Source organism: Idiomarina aquatica, from assembly GCF_004362895.1.
GTDB lineage: Bacteria > Pseudomonadota > Gammaproteobacteria > Enterobacterales > Alteromonadaceae > Idiomarina.
In genome coordinates this window covers 58,675-73,078 of sequence record NZ_SNXI01000008.1, presented here as the reverse complement: position 1 = coordinate 73,078, position 14,404 = coordinate 58,675, and the positions used below count along the sequence as shown (strand labels likewise).

The following is a 14,404-nucleotide window of genomic DNA, read 5'->3' as shown; positions in this document are numbered from 1 at the left end:
AAGAGGTTTCATGACACAACACAGTCAATCGCCACTAACATGGTTAAGCGAGTGGGATATTGATGAACAAGCGTTGCAACAAGCGCTTGCCACACTCTATAGCGGCGATATCGATTTCGCCGACATCTACCTTCAGAATAGCGTCAATGAATCTTGGGTTTTGGAGGACGGAATAATAAAAGATGGTGCGTACCACATCGAGACAGGGATGGGTGTGCGCGCCGTTCAGGGCGAAAAAACCGGCTTTGCCTACGCTGATGAAATTACCTTATCGGCGCTGAAGCGGACATGCGAGGCTGCCCGAGGTATATCCCGACAGGGTCAAAGTAAAGTAGCTAAACCGCTGCAATCCAAACAGGTTACTGCGCGCTATCAAGCAATTAATCCGTTGTCGTCGATGACCGAGGGCGACAAAATAGCGTTATTGAAACAAGTTGATGCCCATGCGCGGGCTCAAGATGCCCGTGTGTCACAAGTGGTGGTAAGCCTGGCAGCGAGCTTTGATGATGTTGCAGTGGCTGCTACTGACGGTACTCTGGCGGCCGATACGCGACCGTTAGTGCGGCTAAACTGTAGCGTGATTGCCGAACATAATGGTCGCCGCGAACGCGGTACAGCCGGCGGTGGCGCCCGTGTTGGATACGACTACTTTCTATTGGTTGATGGTAAGCCCCGATGGCAGACCTTCGCTGAAGAAGCGGTACGCCAGGCGTTGGTTAATCTGGAGGCGATTCCTGCCCCGGCCGGGACGATGCCGGTGGTGCTGGGTTCAGGCTGGCCCGGAGTCTTGTTGCACGAGGCTGTGGGACATGGACTGGAAGGAGATTTTAATCGCAAAGGGTCGTCTGCGTACTCCGGTAAAATAGGTGAAAAAGTTGCCTCGGAGCTATGCACCATAGTCGATGACGGAACCCTGGGTGACCGCCGTGGCTCGATGAGTATTGATGACGAAGGCACTGAAAGTGGCTACAACGTGCTGATCGAAAAGGGCGTGCTAAAAGGGTATATGCAGGACAAAATGAATGCTCGCCTGATGGGAATGCCGGTAACCGGGAATGGCCGACGCGAGAGCTATGCGCATTTGCCAATGCCGCGCATGACCAATACCTACATGCTGGCCGGCGAACACCAGCCGGAAGAAATTATCGCCAGCGTTAAACGTGGTATTTATGCGCCTCATTTTGCTGGTGGACAGGTGGATATCACCTCCGGGCAGTTTGTGTTTTCAGCATCCGAAGCTTATTTGATTGAAGACGGTAAAATCACCACGCCGGTTAAGGGCGCTACCTTGATTGGTAATGGCCCGGAAGCGATGTCGCAGGTGTCTATGGTCGGTAATGATCTGGCCTTAGACGAGGGCGTTGGTGTGTGTGGCAAAGATGGGCAGAGCGTGCCGGTCGGGGTTGGACAGCCCACGTTAAAGCTTGATGCCATGACCGTGGGCGGTACTGAGTAAAGCGTAAGTGAACAACAGCTAGCGCATGATCTTACGCAATATGACGAAAACCCGGCGTGACGCCATCGGCGGTTTGTTATGCTCCTGCTGTTGTAGGTGTTCGCCGTGCAGGCTTAACAATTCGTCGCGGCTGGCTTGCGGATATTGCTGACAAAATTCGTCAATGGCCACTGCGCCCTCTTGAACGATTCGGTCACGCCACTGCTCTATCTCATGGAATTCGGCTACTTCTTTTTGATGTCGACCGTTGAGATCATCAAGTGCGGCTTGAACAGGAGCGGGATCACGCTGGCGCATGAGTTTACCGATAAATTGTAATTGACGGCGAAAGCCTTCGTGCTTTTTCTGAATACGGCGGGCCAGCAAAATGGCGTCACGCAATTCGTCGTCCAACGGTATTTGCTTAAGTTGAGTGTCGGTTAGCTTAATTAAATCAGTACCGAGCTTTTGCAGCGCTTCAGCTTCGCGTTTAATTTGCGACTTGCTGATGTGCTGGTCATCATCGCTGGTGTAATCAGTATCGTTATCAGGTGCTGTCATAGTTTATCGTCTTACAAGTAATTAAGCGGTTATTTTAACAGTTTTTGCGGTTTAAGGAGTGCTTTTTGAAATTACAACGCGCAGAGTTGCAACAACAGATGCAACAGGTCGAAGATGCCGTAGCAGAGGCATTAGCTATTGCAGGCAAGTTGGGCGCGACCAGTGCTGAGTGCTCAATTAGTAAAAGTAGCGGAATTTCCGTCGGTACTCGTATGGGCGAAGTCGAAACCGTCGAATTTAATCAAGACGGTGCTTTGGGCATTTCAGTCTATCGAGATCACCAAAAAGGTTCAGCGTCGACCACTGATTTGTCTTCTGAGGCAATTCATGCAGCAGTAAAAAAAGCCTGTGAAATTGCTAAGCACACATCGGCTGATGAATTTAACGGGCTCGCAGCGCAAGCGTTAATGGCAAGCGAGATTCCGGAACTGGATTTATGTCATCCGGGCGACCAAAGTCCGGAATATGCCATTGAACAGGCACTGCGTTGCGAGCGCCACGCGTTATCACTGGATAAGCGTATTGTTAATTCTGATGGTGCGCAGTACGGCTCACATACCGGATTTAAAGTGTATGGCAATAGTCATGGCTTTCTGGGCGGTTATTTGCAGTCACGGCATAATTTAGGCTGTGTGCTAATTGCCGAGCAAGATGGCAAGATGCAGCGCGACATGAGTTATACCGTGGCGCGTAAAACCGATGAGCTGGAGCAAGCCGAAAAAGTCGCTGAGGATGCGGCCAGTGAGACGTTGTCGCGGTTGGGTGCACGTAAAATTGATACCGCGAAAGTACCGGTCATTTTTAGGGCTGATGTCGCCGGTAGTCTGTTCGGCCATTTAGTGGCCGCGATTAGTGGTGGCAACCTTTATCGCAAGTCGAGCTTTTTACTGGATGCACTAGATACTCAAATTCTGCCGGAATGGCTGACTATTCACGAAGATCCACTGATTGTTGGCGGTTTAGCCAGCAGTCCCTTCGACAATGAGGGCTTAGCGACGCAGGCGCGCGATATTATTAAGGACGGCGTACTACAGACCTACTTACTGACTAGCTATGCGGCGCGCAAACTTAACCGCCAGCCAACCGGTCATGCGGGTGGTATTCATAATTGGCGCATGACGCACTCAGATAAGACCCTGCAGCAGTTGTGCCAGCAAATGGGTACCGGATTACTGGTAACTGAACTCATGGGGCAGGGGGTTAACCTGGTTAACGGTGACTATTCGCGTGGTGCCGGTGGCTTCTGGGTCGAAAACGGCGAAATTCAGTACCCGGTGGAAGAGATAACCATCGCCGGTAATCTCAAAGACATGCTGGCGAATATCGTCGAAATTGGTGGCGATGTTGATAAACGTCACGCGTTACACACGGGGTCAGTATTATTAGATGAGCTTCGTATTGCTGGTGTTTAGTTCACTAATAGCCTAAGCCGAAAGTAACAGGGTTGCTGTGCCAAGGAAGGCAAAAATGCCCACCACGTCGGTGACTGTTGTCAGGATAACACCGCCTGCCAGCGCCGGATCAATGTCGAACTTCTTCAAAATCATCGGCACAGTAACACCTGCGAGCGCTGCTGCCAGTAGGTTGGCCATCATTGCAAACGCAATAATTGCCCCCACCAGCCAGCTTTGCATCCATAGTGCTACCACAGCGGCAATCAAAATAGACCAAATGACGCCGTTTAGGGCACCTATTGCAAGTTCTTTACCGATCAGCCAGCGCGAGTTGCTGGTGCCGATATGACCCAATGCCATACCGCGAATGACCAGCGTTAACGTCTGGCTACCGGCAATACCGCCCATGCTTGGCACAATGGTGTTAAGAATGGCTAGTACGGCCATTTGCGCAAGAATGTCTTCGAACAGCGAGCTGACCATGGCGGCCAGTAAAGCCGTTACCAAATTAATCGCTAACCATACGGTGCGGCGGCGAGTACTTTTCAGAACTGGGGCAAAGGTGTCTTCATCATCTTCTAAACCCGCCATGCTCAGCATCGAGTGTTGAGCCTCTTCGCGGATAATATCGACCACGTCATCAATGGTAATACGACCAACAAGTTGTTGTTCGGAATCAACTACAGGTGCTGATACCCAGTCAAAGCGCTCGAATAATTTGGCGACTTCGGTTTCGTCCATATCAACCGGGACACTAACGACATCCGCCGACATGATATCGCTGACCAGCCGACTGGGATCGACGGTAACCAATCGGGCAAGCGAAATTTCACCGATCAGTTTGTCGTTGCGATCGGCGACATAAAGCATGTCAGTCGCTTCCGGCAGTTCGCCTTTAAGGCGTAAATAACGCAATACAACATCAACGGTAACGTCCGCACGAACTGTGATAGTGTCGGTATTCATAATACCGCCGGCACTATCTTCATCATACGAGAGCGCGGTCTCGGCGCGTTCGCGGTCGCGCTCGTCCATTGATTTTAGTACTTCTTGATAAACCTGGTCGGGCAGGCCTCGCAGAACATAGGCAAGGTCATCGGTATCCATGCCCTCGGTTGCTGCAGCCAGTCGCTCCGGGGCCATCTGCCGGATTATCGACTTCTGAACTTCTTCAGATAGTTCTTCTAGAATTTCACCGTGTTCGTCAACATCAACCAGTTTCCAGACTATCGCCCGGTTCTTCGGCGGTGAAGACTCCAGCAGTAATGCCACGTCGCAGGCTGGCATATTGTGCAGCATACGCCGCGCAGCCACGTACATACCGTCCGCTAAGGCAGCATTAACCTCCTGAATACGCTGCATGGCATATTCTTTATCGGACAGCTCGGCGATCATGGTTATTGTTCTTCCTCAAAGCGCTGTTCAAATAGTCCGGTAATGGCAGCCAGGGCGGCTTCCGCATCCTCGCCGTCGGCGCATACCTCTACCTCTTTGCCTTGTTTGCCGGCTAATAGCATCAGGCACATAACGCTGGCAGCATCCACCTTCTGGCCATCTTGTTCTACGGTGATGGTCGCGTCAAAACGTTGTGTTAATTGTGCGAGTTTGGTGGCGGCTCGTGCATGCAACCCAAGTTTATTACGAATAATCAGGGTTTTACAATGTATTGTCATAGCTCACCTGTGCTATTTTTTGGTTTCGCGGTGTCGAACCTGAACATTTATCGCTGTTTGTTTAAATCGATCAGCCAATTGCTCGGTGATATAGACCGAGCGATGCTGCCCGCCGGTGCAGCCTGTTGCGATGGTTAAATAGCTGCGATTACTGCGCTGAAAATGCGGAATCCAAGTGGCAAGGAAGTTTTCGACTTGATGGATGTATTTCGCCACCAACGGTTGTTGCCGAAAGTAATGTTGTACGTCTTCGTCCAGTCCTGATAACAATTTGAGCTCGGGTTGCCAATGAGGATTTGGCAAAATACGGGCGTCAAATACAAAGTCAGCGTCTTTGGGTAAACCGTATTTAAAGCCAAACGACTGAAATACGATAATTAGTTTTTTCTCGGCTTTGCCTAAGACCCTTTCAGTTACCTGCTCACTTAACTGATGTAACGACAAATTACTGCTGTCGATACGCCAGGTGGCACGCTCCATAATTGGCTCAAGCACTTTGTGTTCAAGCTGCAGAGCGTCAGTTAGCGGTAGCTCCTTTTGCGACAGCGGATGCAAGCGACGTGTTTCGCCGAAGCGTTGCAGTAGTGTTTGATCATCCGCGTCAATAAACAGAATTTCCGGCTCAACGTCAGAGGGTAAAAAGTCGAGCGACTCTAGCAGCTCTTCGGAATTTTCGGGCAGGTTACGAACATCAATGCTAATAGCTATGCGGTCATACTGAGCCATTACGGCATGCACCAGGGTTGGCAGCAGCGCAATCGGCAAATTATCAACGCAATAGTAACCTAAATCTTCAAGCACCCTTAGTGCAATGGTTTTGCCTGAGCCCGAACGGCCACTAACAATGATTAGCTGCATGATCCGTCGTTACTCTCGTCAACAAAGATGTCATAGAGATCTTTGTCGGATTCGGCTTGTCGTAGCGCGCGAGTACAGACTTTATCGTTCATACGGCGGGCAACCGCGGCAAGCGTTTGTAGGTGGTTTTCGTGCTCTGATTCAGGCACCAGTAAGGCAAAAATAATATCCACGGGCTGATTGTCAATGGCATCGAATTCGATAGGTTTTTCTAAGGTTAGTAACACAGCGACAGGTTGTGTGGCATTGGCAAGCCGACCGTGAGGAATGGCAATACCCAGCCCAATTCCGGTACTGCCTAAACGCTCCCGATTCAACAAGCTTTCGAAAATATCGTGGCGAGTAATGCCAACCAATTTTGGGGCCGCAATTTGGCTAATCGCCTCGAGTAAACGCTTTTTGCTGGCACCCTCGACTGCACACTTGGTGCAGTCGGGGCTTAATAGTTCAGACAGTTGCATGATTAATGCTTTTTGAGTTTCTCTTTGTGTTTAATAACCTGGCGATCGAGCTTATCAATTAAGCCATCAATTGCCGCATACATATCTTCGTGTTTGGCGTCGGCAAAAATTTCGCCGCCGTTAACGTGCAAATTCGCTTCGGCGATTTGATCCGTTTTCTCAACCTTAAGGATGACGTGCACATTGTTAATGTGGTCGAAATGTCGCTCTAACTTAGCGAACTTAGTATCTACATAGTCACGCAGTGCGTCAGTAATATCAATGTGATGACCGGTCAAATTTATTTGCATAACGTCTTCCTTCTTATAGCTACACGATTTAAAGCAGACTCTTGCGTTGGCTCGAGGACGCGATGTTAAGCGACTCCCGATACTTTGCAATGGTCCTCCTTGCCACTTTGATTCCCTGCTCCGCAATGAGTTCAGCAATTTTACTGTCACTCAATGGTTTGGCGCGATTTTCTGCCGCCACTAACTTCTTAATTAAAGCACGAATAGCAGTACTTGAACACTCACCTCCTGCCTCTGTGTTGACGTGACTGGAGAAAAAATATTTCAACTCAAAAACACCGCGGGGGCTATGCAAATACTTCTGTGTCGTCACCCGCGAAATTGTACTCTCATGCATCTCTACTGCTTCGGCGACATCGTTAAGAACCATGGGCTTCATAGCCTCTTCGCCGTACTCGAAAAAGCCTTGCTGGCGCTGCACGATACAGTTTGCAACTTTAAGTAGGGTATCGTTGCGACTTTCCAGACTTTTAATAAACCAGCGCGCCTCCTGGGTATGCGATTTTATGTAGTTGCAGTCAGCCTCGGATTTGGCCGCTTTGCTAAGCGCCGCGTATTCTTCATTAACCTTTAATTTAGGTACGCTGTCAGGATTTAATTCGACCACCCAGCGGCCTTGTTTTTTTACCACAGACACATCCGGAATAACGTACTCCACCGGTTTTTGCGCCACTTGTTCGCCGGGGTGAGGATGTAACTGTTGGATTAACTGCATACAAGCTTTTAGCTCTGCCTCGGACAGGCGCATTTTGCGCATAATCGTGCGGTAATCACGGTTGCCGAGTAATTCCATGTGTTGCTGAACGAGCTCTATCGTTTGTGTTCTTAACGGGCTTTGTTCTACTAGTTGCTGCAACTGTATAGTTAAACACTCAGCAACGTCGCGCGCACCGACGCCCACGGGGTCAAAATGCTGTATGCGTTTAAGCACCATACAGATTTCTTCCTGGCCAACCTCATCAAGACCGACCGCGTCAACTAGCTCGTCGATACTTGAGGTGAGATAACCATTATCATTAATAGATTCGATGATTGCTTCGGCAATGGCGGTGTCTTCATCGCTGAAGTGCGACAGCTGCATTTGCCACAGTAAATGATCCTGCAGTGTTTCGCTGGTTTCGCCCTGGTACACGTCCATTTCGCCGTCGTAGCTTTTTCCGCTGCCGCTGGTCATCGATGCTGGCGTGGACGAGGTATAGGTATCATCCCAGCTGCTGTCGACCGGCAGGTCATCAGGCAACTGGTCTTTTTTTAATACGTCGGAGGTTTCTTGTTGGCTATCGTCACGGTCGCGTGATGACGCGTTATGTGCCTCACCATCTGCGCCGCCATCTGAGATATCCGATTCGACGTCCAGCAGTGGGTTGCTATCGAGTGCTTCCTGGATCTCCTGCTGCAAATCAAGCGATGACAGTTGCAACAAGCGAATTGCTTGTTGTAACTGTGGGGTCATGGTTAATTGCTGACCCATTTTTAGCTGAAGACTTTGTCGCATACGTTAGGCTCCCGGCTCTCGCATCAGTCGTTACTGAATAGGCTTACAGCGTAAATTGTTCGCCGAGGTAAACATCTTTAACCTGTTGGTTTGATAATATACTGTCTGCGTCACCACTGGCAATCAACTGGCCGTGACTGACAATGTAAGCGTGTTCACAAACCGAGAGTGTTTCGCGCACGTTGTGATCAGTAATTAGCACGCCAATACCGCGATTTTTTAAATGTTCGATAATTTTTTTGATGTCTAAGACTGAAATCGGGTCGACACCGGCAAAGGGTTCATCCAGTAAAATAAAGGTGGGATCAGCTGCCAGCGCCCGTGCAATTTCTACCCGGCGACGCTCGCCTCCGGACAGGCTCATTCCCAGACTGTTGGCGATATGGCCAATGTGGAATTCTTCCAGTAGCGCATCAACTTTTTCTTCACGCTCAACCGCGCTTAGCGATTTTCGAGTCTCTAAAATGGCCATCAGGTTGTCGCGTACTGACAGCTTGCGGAATATCGACGACTCCTGTGGTAAATAGCCAATCCCCCGGCGTGCGCGTTCATGCATAGGCAACAGCGTTAGGTCAGTGTCATCCAGATAAATCTGACCTTTATCGCTATTAACCAAGCCCACAATCATATAAAAGGTGGTCGTTTTACCTGCGCCGTTGGGGCCCAGCAAGCCGATGATCTGGCCCTGACTAACCTCCAGGCTGACATCTTTAACCACTTGCCGACGTTTGTAACTTTTTGCTAAATGACGAACCGAAAGCGTAGCCATAAGTTAGCGATTGCCCCCGTTTTGGTCGTCATTGTCGTCCTTTTTGGTGGGCGTAAAAATGGTTGTTACCCGGTTGTTTTCTGAGCCCTCGCCGCTGGCGCTTAATGTTTGTTTGGCGAGGTCATAGGTAATAATCTGCGCACTAGAGCGGCTGGCACCCTGGGATACTTGCGCATCACCCACGAGTTCAAGCACTTCGCGCGCCTGATAGTAGGTAATACGTTGTGCTTGAGCGCTGATGGTTGACCCGTCTTCTAGTTGCTGGGTATAAGTTGCAGGATTTCCTTCGGCAATGAAGGTATCGGCTTGCTGCTCGTTATTACGCAGCGCTTCAAGGCGGTCGGCTTTTATGACGAGCGACCCCTGGGTTACCGTTACGTTATCGGTTAGCAACAACTTATTGTTTTTGATATCCAGCTCTTCATGGCCGGCTGTCAGCTCAATCGCTTTAGAAAAGTCCGCTTCGCCCTGTGCAAATACGGCGCTACTGAACAGCACAACAAGGCCGCTAACGAGGCTCAAATACGGTCTTAACATGTCGATTTAACTCCATCTTTTCAGCATATAGGTCAGCTTTTAAACCATCTCCACGGATAGTTAATTGCGGACCAAATAACGTTACTGGATAGTCGGTACGCATACTTTCAGCTGCCATATCGATAACCAGGTATTCTGTAATTACCCTTTGTATTGCAGTATCAGGCTGTAGCGAGTTGATTTCAACTCCGCGTTCCAGAATCAGCGTTTGGTCGTCATAAAATGTACCTTGCTCGGCGCTGATCTGCCATGTGGCTAAGTCATCCTGGGTGTAAACCGTGTAGGTGGGCTGAGTCAGCTCGGTCAAACCAATTTGGATGTAGTGAGCCATGCCTTCGGCATCTAGCTGGTGCGCTAAGTCACCGCCTGACTCAAATAAACGTGTCTGCAATCCACGTGCGGTAAAATCGGGTTGCATGACTTGTGAGCGCCGTTCACTGCCGTCACCGTCGCCACTGCTAAATGGGCGCCAGACCAATAGTACCCCGGCACCAAAAAGTAGCAGTAAGATTAGCGCGACACGTCTGTTCACAGACTAATTCCCTCGGCTTGACGTAATTGGCCGTTGGCTAATAGCAACAGGTCACAAACCTCTCGCACTGCGCCATGACCACCGACACAACGGGTAATATAATCGGCTCCCTGCTGCACTGCCGGGTGTGCGTCATTAACGGCGATACCCAGGCCGCAGCGTTGAATCAATGCTAAATCAGGAACATCATCGCCGACATAAGCGACCTGACTGTCATGCAGCGAAAGCTGCTGTAACAACTGCTGGTAAGCAACTGTTTTGTCCGACTGGCCCTGAAAAATATGTCCGACATTTAAATGCTGCATGCGGCGTTCCACAATGTATGACTCGCGACCGGTAATAACAGCGGTCTCGAAGCCGGCATTGGCCAGCGCTTTCATGCCAAAGCCGTCACGGGTATGAAAGGCTTTGAATTCCTCGCCGTCGTTACCTAAGTAAATACGTCCATCCGAAAACACGCCATCGACGTCCAGAATAAGTAACCGTACCTGGCGGAACTTATCCAGTAACGATTGCTCAATGTCGCCGTACCAGGTGTTGATCATTTCCATTAGACCACTCCAGCCTGCAATAAGTCATGCATATTCATCGCGCCGACCGGTTTACCGTCTTCGTCAATAATGATGAGTCCGTTGATTTTACGGTCCTGCATAAGCTTTAACGCTTGCGCGGCTAACATATCGGCATTGGCGGTGGTGCAGGAGCGGGTCATAACCTCGCTGATACCGGTACTATGCACGTCAATACGATTATCCAGAATACGGCGCAGATCACCGTCAGTAAAAATCCCTGCCAGGCGCTGATTATCGTCAACGATAGCCGTCATGCCCAGACCTTTGCGTGACATTTCTAACAGGGCTTCGCTAATCAATGCTGATTTATGCGTAACGGGAACTCGCTCACCTGTATGCATCACGTCTTGCAAGCGTAGTAGCAGGCGTTTACCCAGCGAGCCCCCCGGGTGTGATAAGGCAAAGTCGTCTGCGGTAAAGCCGCGGGCTTTAAGCAATGCAACAGCCAAGGCGTCACCCATAACCAGCGTAGCAGTGGTTGAAGCCGTTGGCGCCAAGCCCAACGGGCAGGCCTCCTGCTCGACTTTAATACACACATGAACGTCGGCAAGGCGGCTTAATGTTGACTCAGGATTGCCGGTCATGGCCACCAGTTTAACGCCCAGGCGTTTTATCACCGGAATAATGTTCAATACCTCAGCAGTCTCGCCGCTATTGGATATTGCGATAACAACGTCATGCTCGGTGACCATGCCCAAATCGCCGTGGCTTGCCTCGCCGGGGTGGACAAAAAATGAGGGTGTGCCGGTGGAGGCCAGGGTCGCGGCAATTTTACCGCCGATATGACCTGACTTGCCCATCCCGATTACAATAACGCGCCCGCGGCAATCAAATAACGTCTGACAGGCACGGTCAAAATTGACATCGAGATATTGCTGCAGATCGTCAATAGCTTGCCGTTCAATTTCAAGCACTTCTTTACCCAGCGCTTTAAAATCTTCGGTGATTTGCTGCATGCTTTTTTCCTAATTCTGTTGCTTAGCTTAATGATACGTTATTTAACCTGCCTGTGCCTACCATGAAGTCAGTTCTGTGAGCTTTCGGCTATTGCTTTTATAGCATATTTTAATTACTATACCATCCAGACGGTTTATAAAAGGTGGCTGAATTATATGGCAGGTCGTCCCAGTAATCGTGATGTGATTATCGACGCAGCAGAAAAGCTGGTAGCAGAGCAGGGCGCAGCGCATTTGACGTTTGATGCGTTAGGTCAGGAAACCGGCATCAGTAAGGGTGGTTTGCTCTATCACTTTGCCAACAAAGATGCGTTATTGGCGGCTATGCTGGAGCGCATGGTGGCGCAGTTTGACCAGTTGCGGGCGCATTTTCGTGATCAACTCAACGATGACCCGCGTAAAGAACTAAAAAGCATATTGCTGGCCTCGTTAAACAGTGACGCCGAGTGTGCGCAGCTCAGTAGCGGTATGTTAGCCGTAGCTGCCAATAACCCTGAATTACTTGAGCCGTTACAAAGCCACGTGCGACAAACGTTTGAGACGATAAAAAACGCCACAGCGGATCCGCAGCTGGCGGAATTATTGTTCTTTTCAGTGCACGGGGCGCGTCTCTTTGAGCAGTTACAATTGTGCCAACACTGCCAGGCCGATCGAGAGCAGTTTGCGCAAAAACTAATGGCACTAGTTGATGGTATCGGTGACACCGATTGATTCAATTAACTGATACGTTTTGCAACATTTTTACAGTTATTGATTAGACGCTTACAGGCTAAACTACGTAAGCTTAATAGAAACCAAAAAACAGGAAGCACAGTGAGCAATTTTGTTGAGCTGAACAATGTGCATTTTGCCCATGGCGAGCGTTCAATATATGAAGGCTTGTCACTAACTGTGCCGAAAGGCAAAACAGTTGCTGTGATGGGTCCCAGTGGCATCGGTAAAACGACATTACTGCGCTTGATCGGTGGCCAGTTAAAACCAACCTCGGGCAGCATAAAGGTGGCTGGAGAGGAAGTACCGGCGTTGTCACGAAAGCCGTTGTATGAACTGCGCAAGCGCATGAGTATGTTATTCCAAAGCGGCGCATTGTTTACCGACATGAGTGTTTTTGACAACGTTGCGTTTCCGCTTCGAGAGCATACCAACCTGCCTGAAACGCTCATTCGCAGCATTGTCATTATGAAGTTGGAAGCCGTCGGATTACGCGGCGCACGTCATCTGATGCCGGCTGAGCTATCCGGTGGCATGGCGCGAAGGGCGGCGTTAGCACGTGCCATTGCGTTGGACCCGGATTTAATTATGTATGACGAACCTTTTGCCGGGCAGGACCCTATTTCAATGGGCGTTATAGTCAAACTAATTAAGTCACTCAATGACTCACTTGGCTTAACCTCGATTGTAGTAACACACGATGTCGATGAAGTGCTCAGTATTGCAGACTACGCTTATATTATTGCCGACAAACGCGTGGTTGCAGAAGGTGAGCCGAAAGCTCTGTTAAGCGACAGTACGGCTATTGTTAAACAGTTTTTGCATGGTGAAGCCGATGGACCGGTTGCGTTCCATTACAGTGACGACGACTTTGCAACGGATTTGCTAAAGGGGGCGCAATAATGGAAATGCTACGTCGTCTGGGTAAGAAGTCGTTGGATCAAGTTGCCGGAATTGGTTACGCACTGGCGATGCTGATGAATGCGCTTATTGGTAAGCCAAATCCACGTAAGTCATTGCCTCTGTTTATCCATCAAATGTATGTGGTCGGCGTATTATCGCTGTTAATTATTATTGTCAGCGGCCTGTTTATCGGCATGGTGCTGGGCTTACAAGGTTACACCATTTTAGTTGATTATGGCGCCGAGCAGTCGCTGGGGCCCATGGTCGCTTTGTCGCTGTTGCGTGAGCTGGGGCCGGTTGTCACAGCGCTATTATTTGCGGGACGTGCAGGTTCTGCGCTTACAGCCGAAATTGGATTAATGAAAGCAACTGAGCAGTTGTCGAGCCTGGAAATGATGGCGGTTGATCCGCTACGGCGCGTCGTTGCACCGCGTTTTTGGGCGGGCTTTGTCAGTATGCCGTTGTTAGCGTTGATATTCTCAGCGGTAGGCATTTACGGTGGCTATTTGGTTGGCTCAGGCTGGCTGGGAGTCGACGAAGGTGCCTTCTGGTCAGTTATGCAGTCGTCTGTCGATTGGTATGACGATCTGTTAAACGGGGTAATTAAGTCCATCGTATTTGCTTTTGTTGTTACCTGGATTGCTCTTTATAAAGGATATCGCGCGGTGCCAACCTCTGCCGGTATCAGTGCCGCAACAACGTCTACAGTAGTGACTGCATCGCTCACTATTTTAGGTCTTGATTTTATTCTTACAGCTTTGATGTTTGGTGGGTAGAAAACCATGGAATCACGTAAAACACAGATTTGGGTCGGTTTATTTGTCGTACTAGGTGTGCTGGCGTTGTCATTTATAGCATTGCGCGCTGCCAGCGGCAGTGCGGCAACGGCAGGTGAAACTTATACGCTGTATGCCAAGTTCGATAATATCGGCAGTTTAAAAGTTCGTTCACCGGTAAAGGTGGGTGGGGTTGTTGTTGGCCGGGTCAGTCAGATATCGCTAACTGGGGAATATTATGAACCCACAGTAGAAATGGAAATTAGCGCTGATTACAGCCAATTTTCAGAGACCAGTTCGTTATCGGTTTTGACCTCGGGCTTATTGGGTGAGCAATATCTCGGACTGCAGCCAGGCTTTATTGATGACACCGTGGGTATGCTGGAAGACGGCGATACCATTAGCGATACTAAGTCAGCATTGGTGTTGGAACAGTTAATTGGCCAATTCTTATTCAGCCAGGGCAACGACTAATTTAAGG

The 14,404-nt window shown here is 49.6% G+C and carries 18 protein-coding genes; 6 read left to right on the top strand and 12 right to left on the bottom strand.

Annotated elements, in window-relative coordinates:
• Positions 1-10: 10 nt before the first annotated feature.
• A complete protein-coding gene (tldD, locus tag DEU29_RS07760) occupies positions 11-1,456 on the top strand; it encodes a metalloprotease TldD (RefSeq protein ID WP_133539786.1) in 1,446 nt (481 codons plus the stop codon).
• Positions 1,457-1,474: 18 nt separating this feature from the next.
• Here the strand turns inward: tldD and yjgA are convergent, their stop codons facing one another.
• Positions 1,475-1,996, bottom strand: a complete 522-nt coding sequence (gene yjgA / locus DEU29_RS07755) for a ribosome biogenesis factor YjgA (RefSeq protein ID WP_133539784.1) — start codon at positions 1,994-1,996, stop codon at positions 1,475-1,477.
• Between the two features lie 65 nt (positions 1,997-2,061).
• Here yjgA and pmbA point away from each other — a divergent pair, with 65 nt between their 5' ends.
• Positions 2,062-3,408 carry a metalloprotease PmbA gene (gene pmbA, locus DEU29_RS07750; RefSeq protein ID WP_133539782.1) on the top strand — a complete coding sequence of 449 codons (1,347 nt, stop codon included), beginning with the start codon at positions 2,062-2,064 and terminating at the stop codon, positions 3,406-3,408.
• Positions 3,409-3,420: 12 nt separating this feature from the next.
• Here the strand turns inward: pmbA and mgtE are convergent, their stop codons facing one another.
• Genes mgtE through DEU29_RS07695 form a run of 11 tightly spaced genes read right to left on the bottom strand, consistent with a single transcriptional unit; the run spans position 3,421 to position 11,533 of the window.
• Positions 3,421-4,785: a magnesium transporter gene (gene mgtE, locus DEU29_RS07745; protein ID WP_133539780.1), complete on the bottom strand. Its 1,365-nt coding sequence runs from the start codon at positions 4,783-4,785 to the stop codon at positions 3,421-3,423.
• A gap of 2 nt (positions 4,786-4,787) precedes the next feature.
• Positions 4,788-5,063 carry an HPr family phosphocarrier protein gene (locus DEU29_RS07740; RefSeq protein WP_133539778.1) on the bottom strand — a complete coding sequence of 92 codons (276 nt, stop codon included), beginning with the start codon at positions 5,061-5,063 and terminating at the stop codon, positions 4,788-4,790.
• A 12-nt stretch (positions 5,064-5,075) separates the two neighbouring features.
• Positions 5,076-5,921 carry an RNase adapter RapZ gene (gene rapZ, locus DEU29_RS07735; RefSeq protein WP_133539776.1) on the bottom strand — a complete coding sequence of 282 codons (846 nt, stop codon included), beginning with the start codon at positions 5,919-5,921 and terminating at the stop codon, positions 5,076-5,078.
• Positions 5,912-6,382, bottom strand: coding sequence for a PTS IIA-like nitrogen regulatory protein PtsN (gene ptsN / locus DEU29_RS07730; protein ID WP_133539774.1), 471 nt, complete (start codon positions 6,380-6,382; stop codon positions 5,912-5,914). Before ptsN ends, rapZ begins: the two co-directional genes overlap by 10 nt.
• Positions 6,383-6,384: 2 nt before the next feature.
• Positions 6,385-6,672, bottom strand: coding sequence for a ribosome hibernation promoting factor (gene hpf, locus DEU29_RS07725; protein WP_133539772.1), 288 nt, complete (start codon positions 6,670-6,672; stop codon positions 6,385-6,387).
• Positions 6,673-6,700: 28 nt separating this feature from the next.
• Positions 6,701-8,167, bottom strand: coding sequence for an RNA polymerase factor sigma-54 (locus DEU29_RS07720; RefSeq protein ID WP_133539770.1), 1,467 nt, complete (start codon positions 8,165-8,167; stop codon positions 6,701-6,703).
• A gap of 43 nt (positions 8,168-8,210) precedes the next feature.
• Positions 8,211-8,936: an LPS export ABC transporter ATP-binding protein gene (gene lptB / locus DEU29_RS07715; RefSeq protein WP_133539768.1), complete on the bottom strand. Its 726-nt coding sequence runs from the start codon at positions 8,934-8,936 to the stop codon at positions 8,211-8,213.
• Positions 8,937-8,939: 3 nt separating this feature from the next.
• Positions 8,940-9,473, bottom strand: coding sequence for a lipopolysaccharide transport periplasmic protein LptA (gene lptA, locus DEU29_RS07710; RefSeq protein ID WP_133539766.1), 534 nt, complete (start codon positions 9,471-9,473; stop codon positions 8,940-8,942).
• Positions 9,445-10,005 carry an LPS export ABC transporter periplasmic protein LptC gene (lptC, locus tag DEU29_RS07705; RefSeq protein ID WP_133539765.1) on the bottom strand — a complete coding sequence of 187 codons (561 nt, stop codon included), beginning with the start codon at positions 10,003-10,005 and terminating at the stop codon, positions 9,445-9,447. Before lptC ends, lptA begins: the two co-directional genes overlap by 29 nt.
• Positions 10,002-10,550: a 3-deoxy-manno-octulosonate-8-phosphatase KdsC gene (gene kdsC, locus DEU29_RS07700; RefSeq protein ID WP_166635895.1), complete on the bottom strand. Its 549-nt coding sequence runs from the start codon at positions 10,548-10,550 to the stop codon at positions 10,002-10,004. Before kdsC ends, lptC begins: the two co-directional genes overlap by 4 nt.
• A 5-nt stretch (positions 10,551-10,555) precedes the next feature.
• Positions 10,556-11,533: a KpsF/GutQ family sugar-phosphate isomerase gene (locus DEU29_RS07695; RefSeq protein ID WP_133539760.1), complete on the bottom strand. Its 978-nt coding sequence runs from the start codon at positions 11,531-11,533 to the stop codon at positions 10,556-10,558.
• A 156-nt stretch (positions 11,534-11,689) separates the two neighbouring features.
• Between DEU29_RS07695 and DEU29_RS07690 the strand changes: the two genes are divergently transcribed.
• The 4 genes from DEU29_RS07690 (at position 11,690) to mlaD (ending at position 14,397) form a co-directional block, all read left to right on the top strand.
• Entirely contained in the window at positions 11,690-12,244 is a 555-nt protein-coding gene (locus DEU29_RS07690) for a TetR/AcrR family transcriptional regulator (protein WP_133539758.1), read from the top strand.
• 102 nt (positions 12,245-12,346) lie between these two features.
• The gene (locus DEU29_RS07685) at positions 12,347-13,147 is read left to right on the top strand and encodes an ATP-binding cassette domain-containing protein (RefSeq protein ID WP_133539756.1); all 801 of its coding nucleotides are present in this window, start codon (positions 12,347-12,349) and stop codon (positions 13,145-13,147) included.
• Positions 13,147-13,923, top strand: coding sequence for a lipid asymmetry maintenance ABC transporter permease subunit MlaE (gene mlaE, locus DEU29_RS07680; protein WP_133539754.1), 777 nt, complete (start codon positions 13,147-13,149; stop codon positions 13,921-13,923). Before DEU29_RS07685 ends, mlaE begins: the two co-directional genes overlap by 1 nt.
• 6 nt (positions 13,924-13,929) lie before the next feature.
• A complete protein-coding gene (gene mlaD / locus DEU29_RS07675) occupies positions 13,930-14,397 on the top strand; it encodes an outer membrane lipid asymmetry maintenance protein MlaD (RefSeq protein ID WP_133539752.1) in 468 nt (155 codons plus the stop codon).
• Positions 14,398-14,404 lie beyond the last annotated feature (7 nt).

What these genes read in the sequence shown, in the direction of transcription:
- mgtE (WP_133539780.1), bottom strand. Translation starts at nt 4,785, where the DNA reads ATGATCGCCGAGCTGTCCGATAAAGAATATGCCATGCAGCGTATTCAG.
- DEU29_RS07695 (WP_133539760.1), bottom strand. Translation starts at nt 11,533, where the DNA reads ATGCAGCAAATCACCGAAGATTTTAAAGCGCTGGGTAAAGAAGTGCTT.
- DEU29_RS07720 (WP_133539770.1), bottom strand. Translation starts at nt 8,167, where the DNA reads ATGCGACAAAGTCTTCAGCTAAAAATGGGTCAGCAATTAACCATGACC.
- lptB (WP_133539768.1), bottom strand. Translation starts at nt 8,936, where the DNA reads ATGGCTACGCTTTCGGTTCGTCATTTAGCAAAAAGTTACAAACGTCGG.
- hpf (WP_133539772.1), bottom strand. Translation starts at nt 6,672, where the DNA reads ATGCAAATAAATTTGACCGGTCATCACATTGATATTACTGACGCACTG.
- tldD (WP_133539786.1), top strand. Translation starts at nt 11, where the DNA reads ATGACACAACACAGTCAATCGCCACTAACATGGTTAAGCGAGTGGGAT.
- lptA (WP_133539766.1), bottom strand. Translation starts at nt 9,473, where the DNA reads ATGTTAAGACCGTATTTGAGCCTCGTTAGCGGCCTTGTTGTGCTGTTC.
- yjgA (WP_133539784.1), bottom strand. Translation starts at nt 1,996, where the DNA reads ATGACAGCACCTGATAACGATACTGATTACACCAGCGATGATGACCAG.
- DEU29_RS07740 (WP_133539778.1), bottom strand. Translation starts at nt 5,063, where the DNA reads ATGACAATACATTGTAAAACCCTGATTATTCGTAATAAACTTGGGTTG.
- mlaD (WP_133539752.1), top strand. Translation starts at nt 13,930, where the DNA reads ATGGAATCACGTAAAACACAGATTTGGGTCGGTTTATTTGTCGTACTA.
- ptsN (WP_133539774.1), bottom strand. Translation starts at nt 6,382, where the DNA reads ATGCAACTGTCTGAACTATTAAGCCCCGACTGCACCAAGTGTGCAGTC.
- mlaE (WP_133539754.1), top strand. Translation starts at nt 13,147, where the DNA reads ATGGAAATGCTACGTCGTCTGGGTAAGAAGTCGTTGGATCAAGTTGCC.
- rapZ (WP_133539776.1), bottom strand. Translation starts at nt 5,921, where the DNA reads ATGCAGCTAATCATTGTTAGTGGCCGTTCGGGCTCAGGCAAAACCATT.
- DEU29_RS07690 (WP_133539758.1), top strand. Translation starts at nt 11,690, where the DNA reads ATGGCAGGTCGTCCCAGTAATCGTGATGTGATTATCGACGCAGCAGAA.
- kdsC (WP_166635895.1), bottom strand. Translation starts at nt 10,550, where the DNA reads ATGATCAACACCTGGTACGGCGACATTGAGCAATCGTTACTGGATAAG.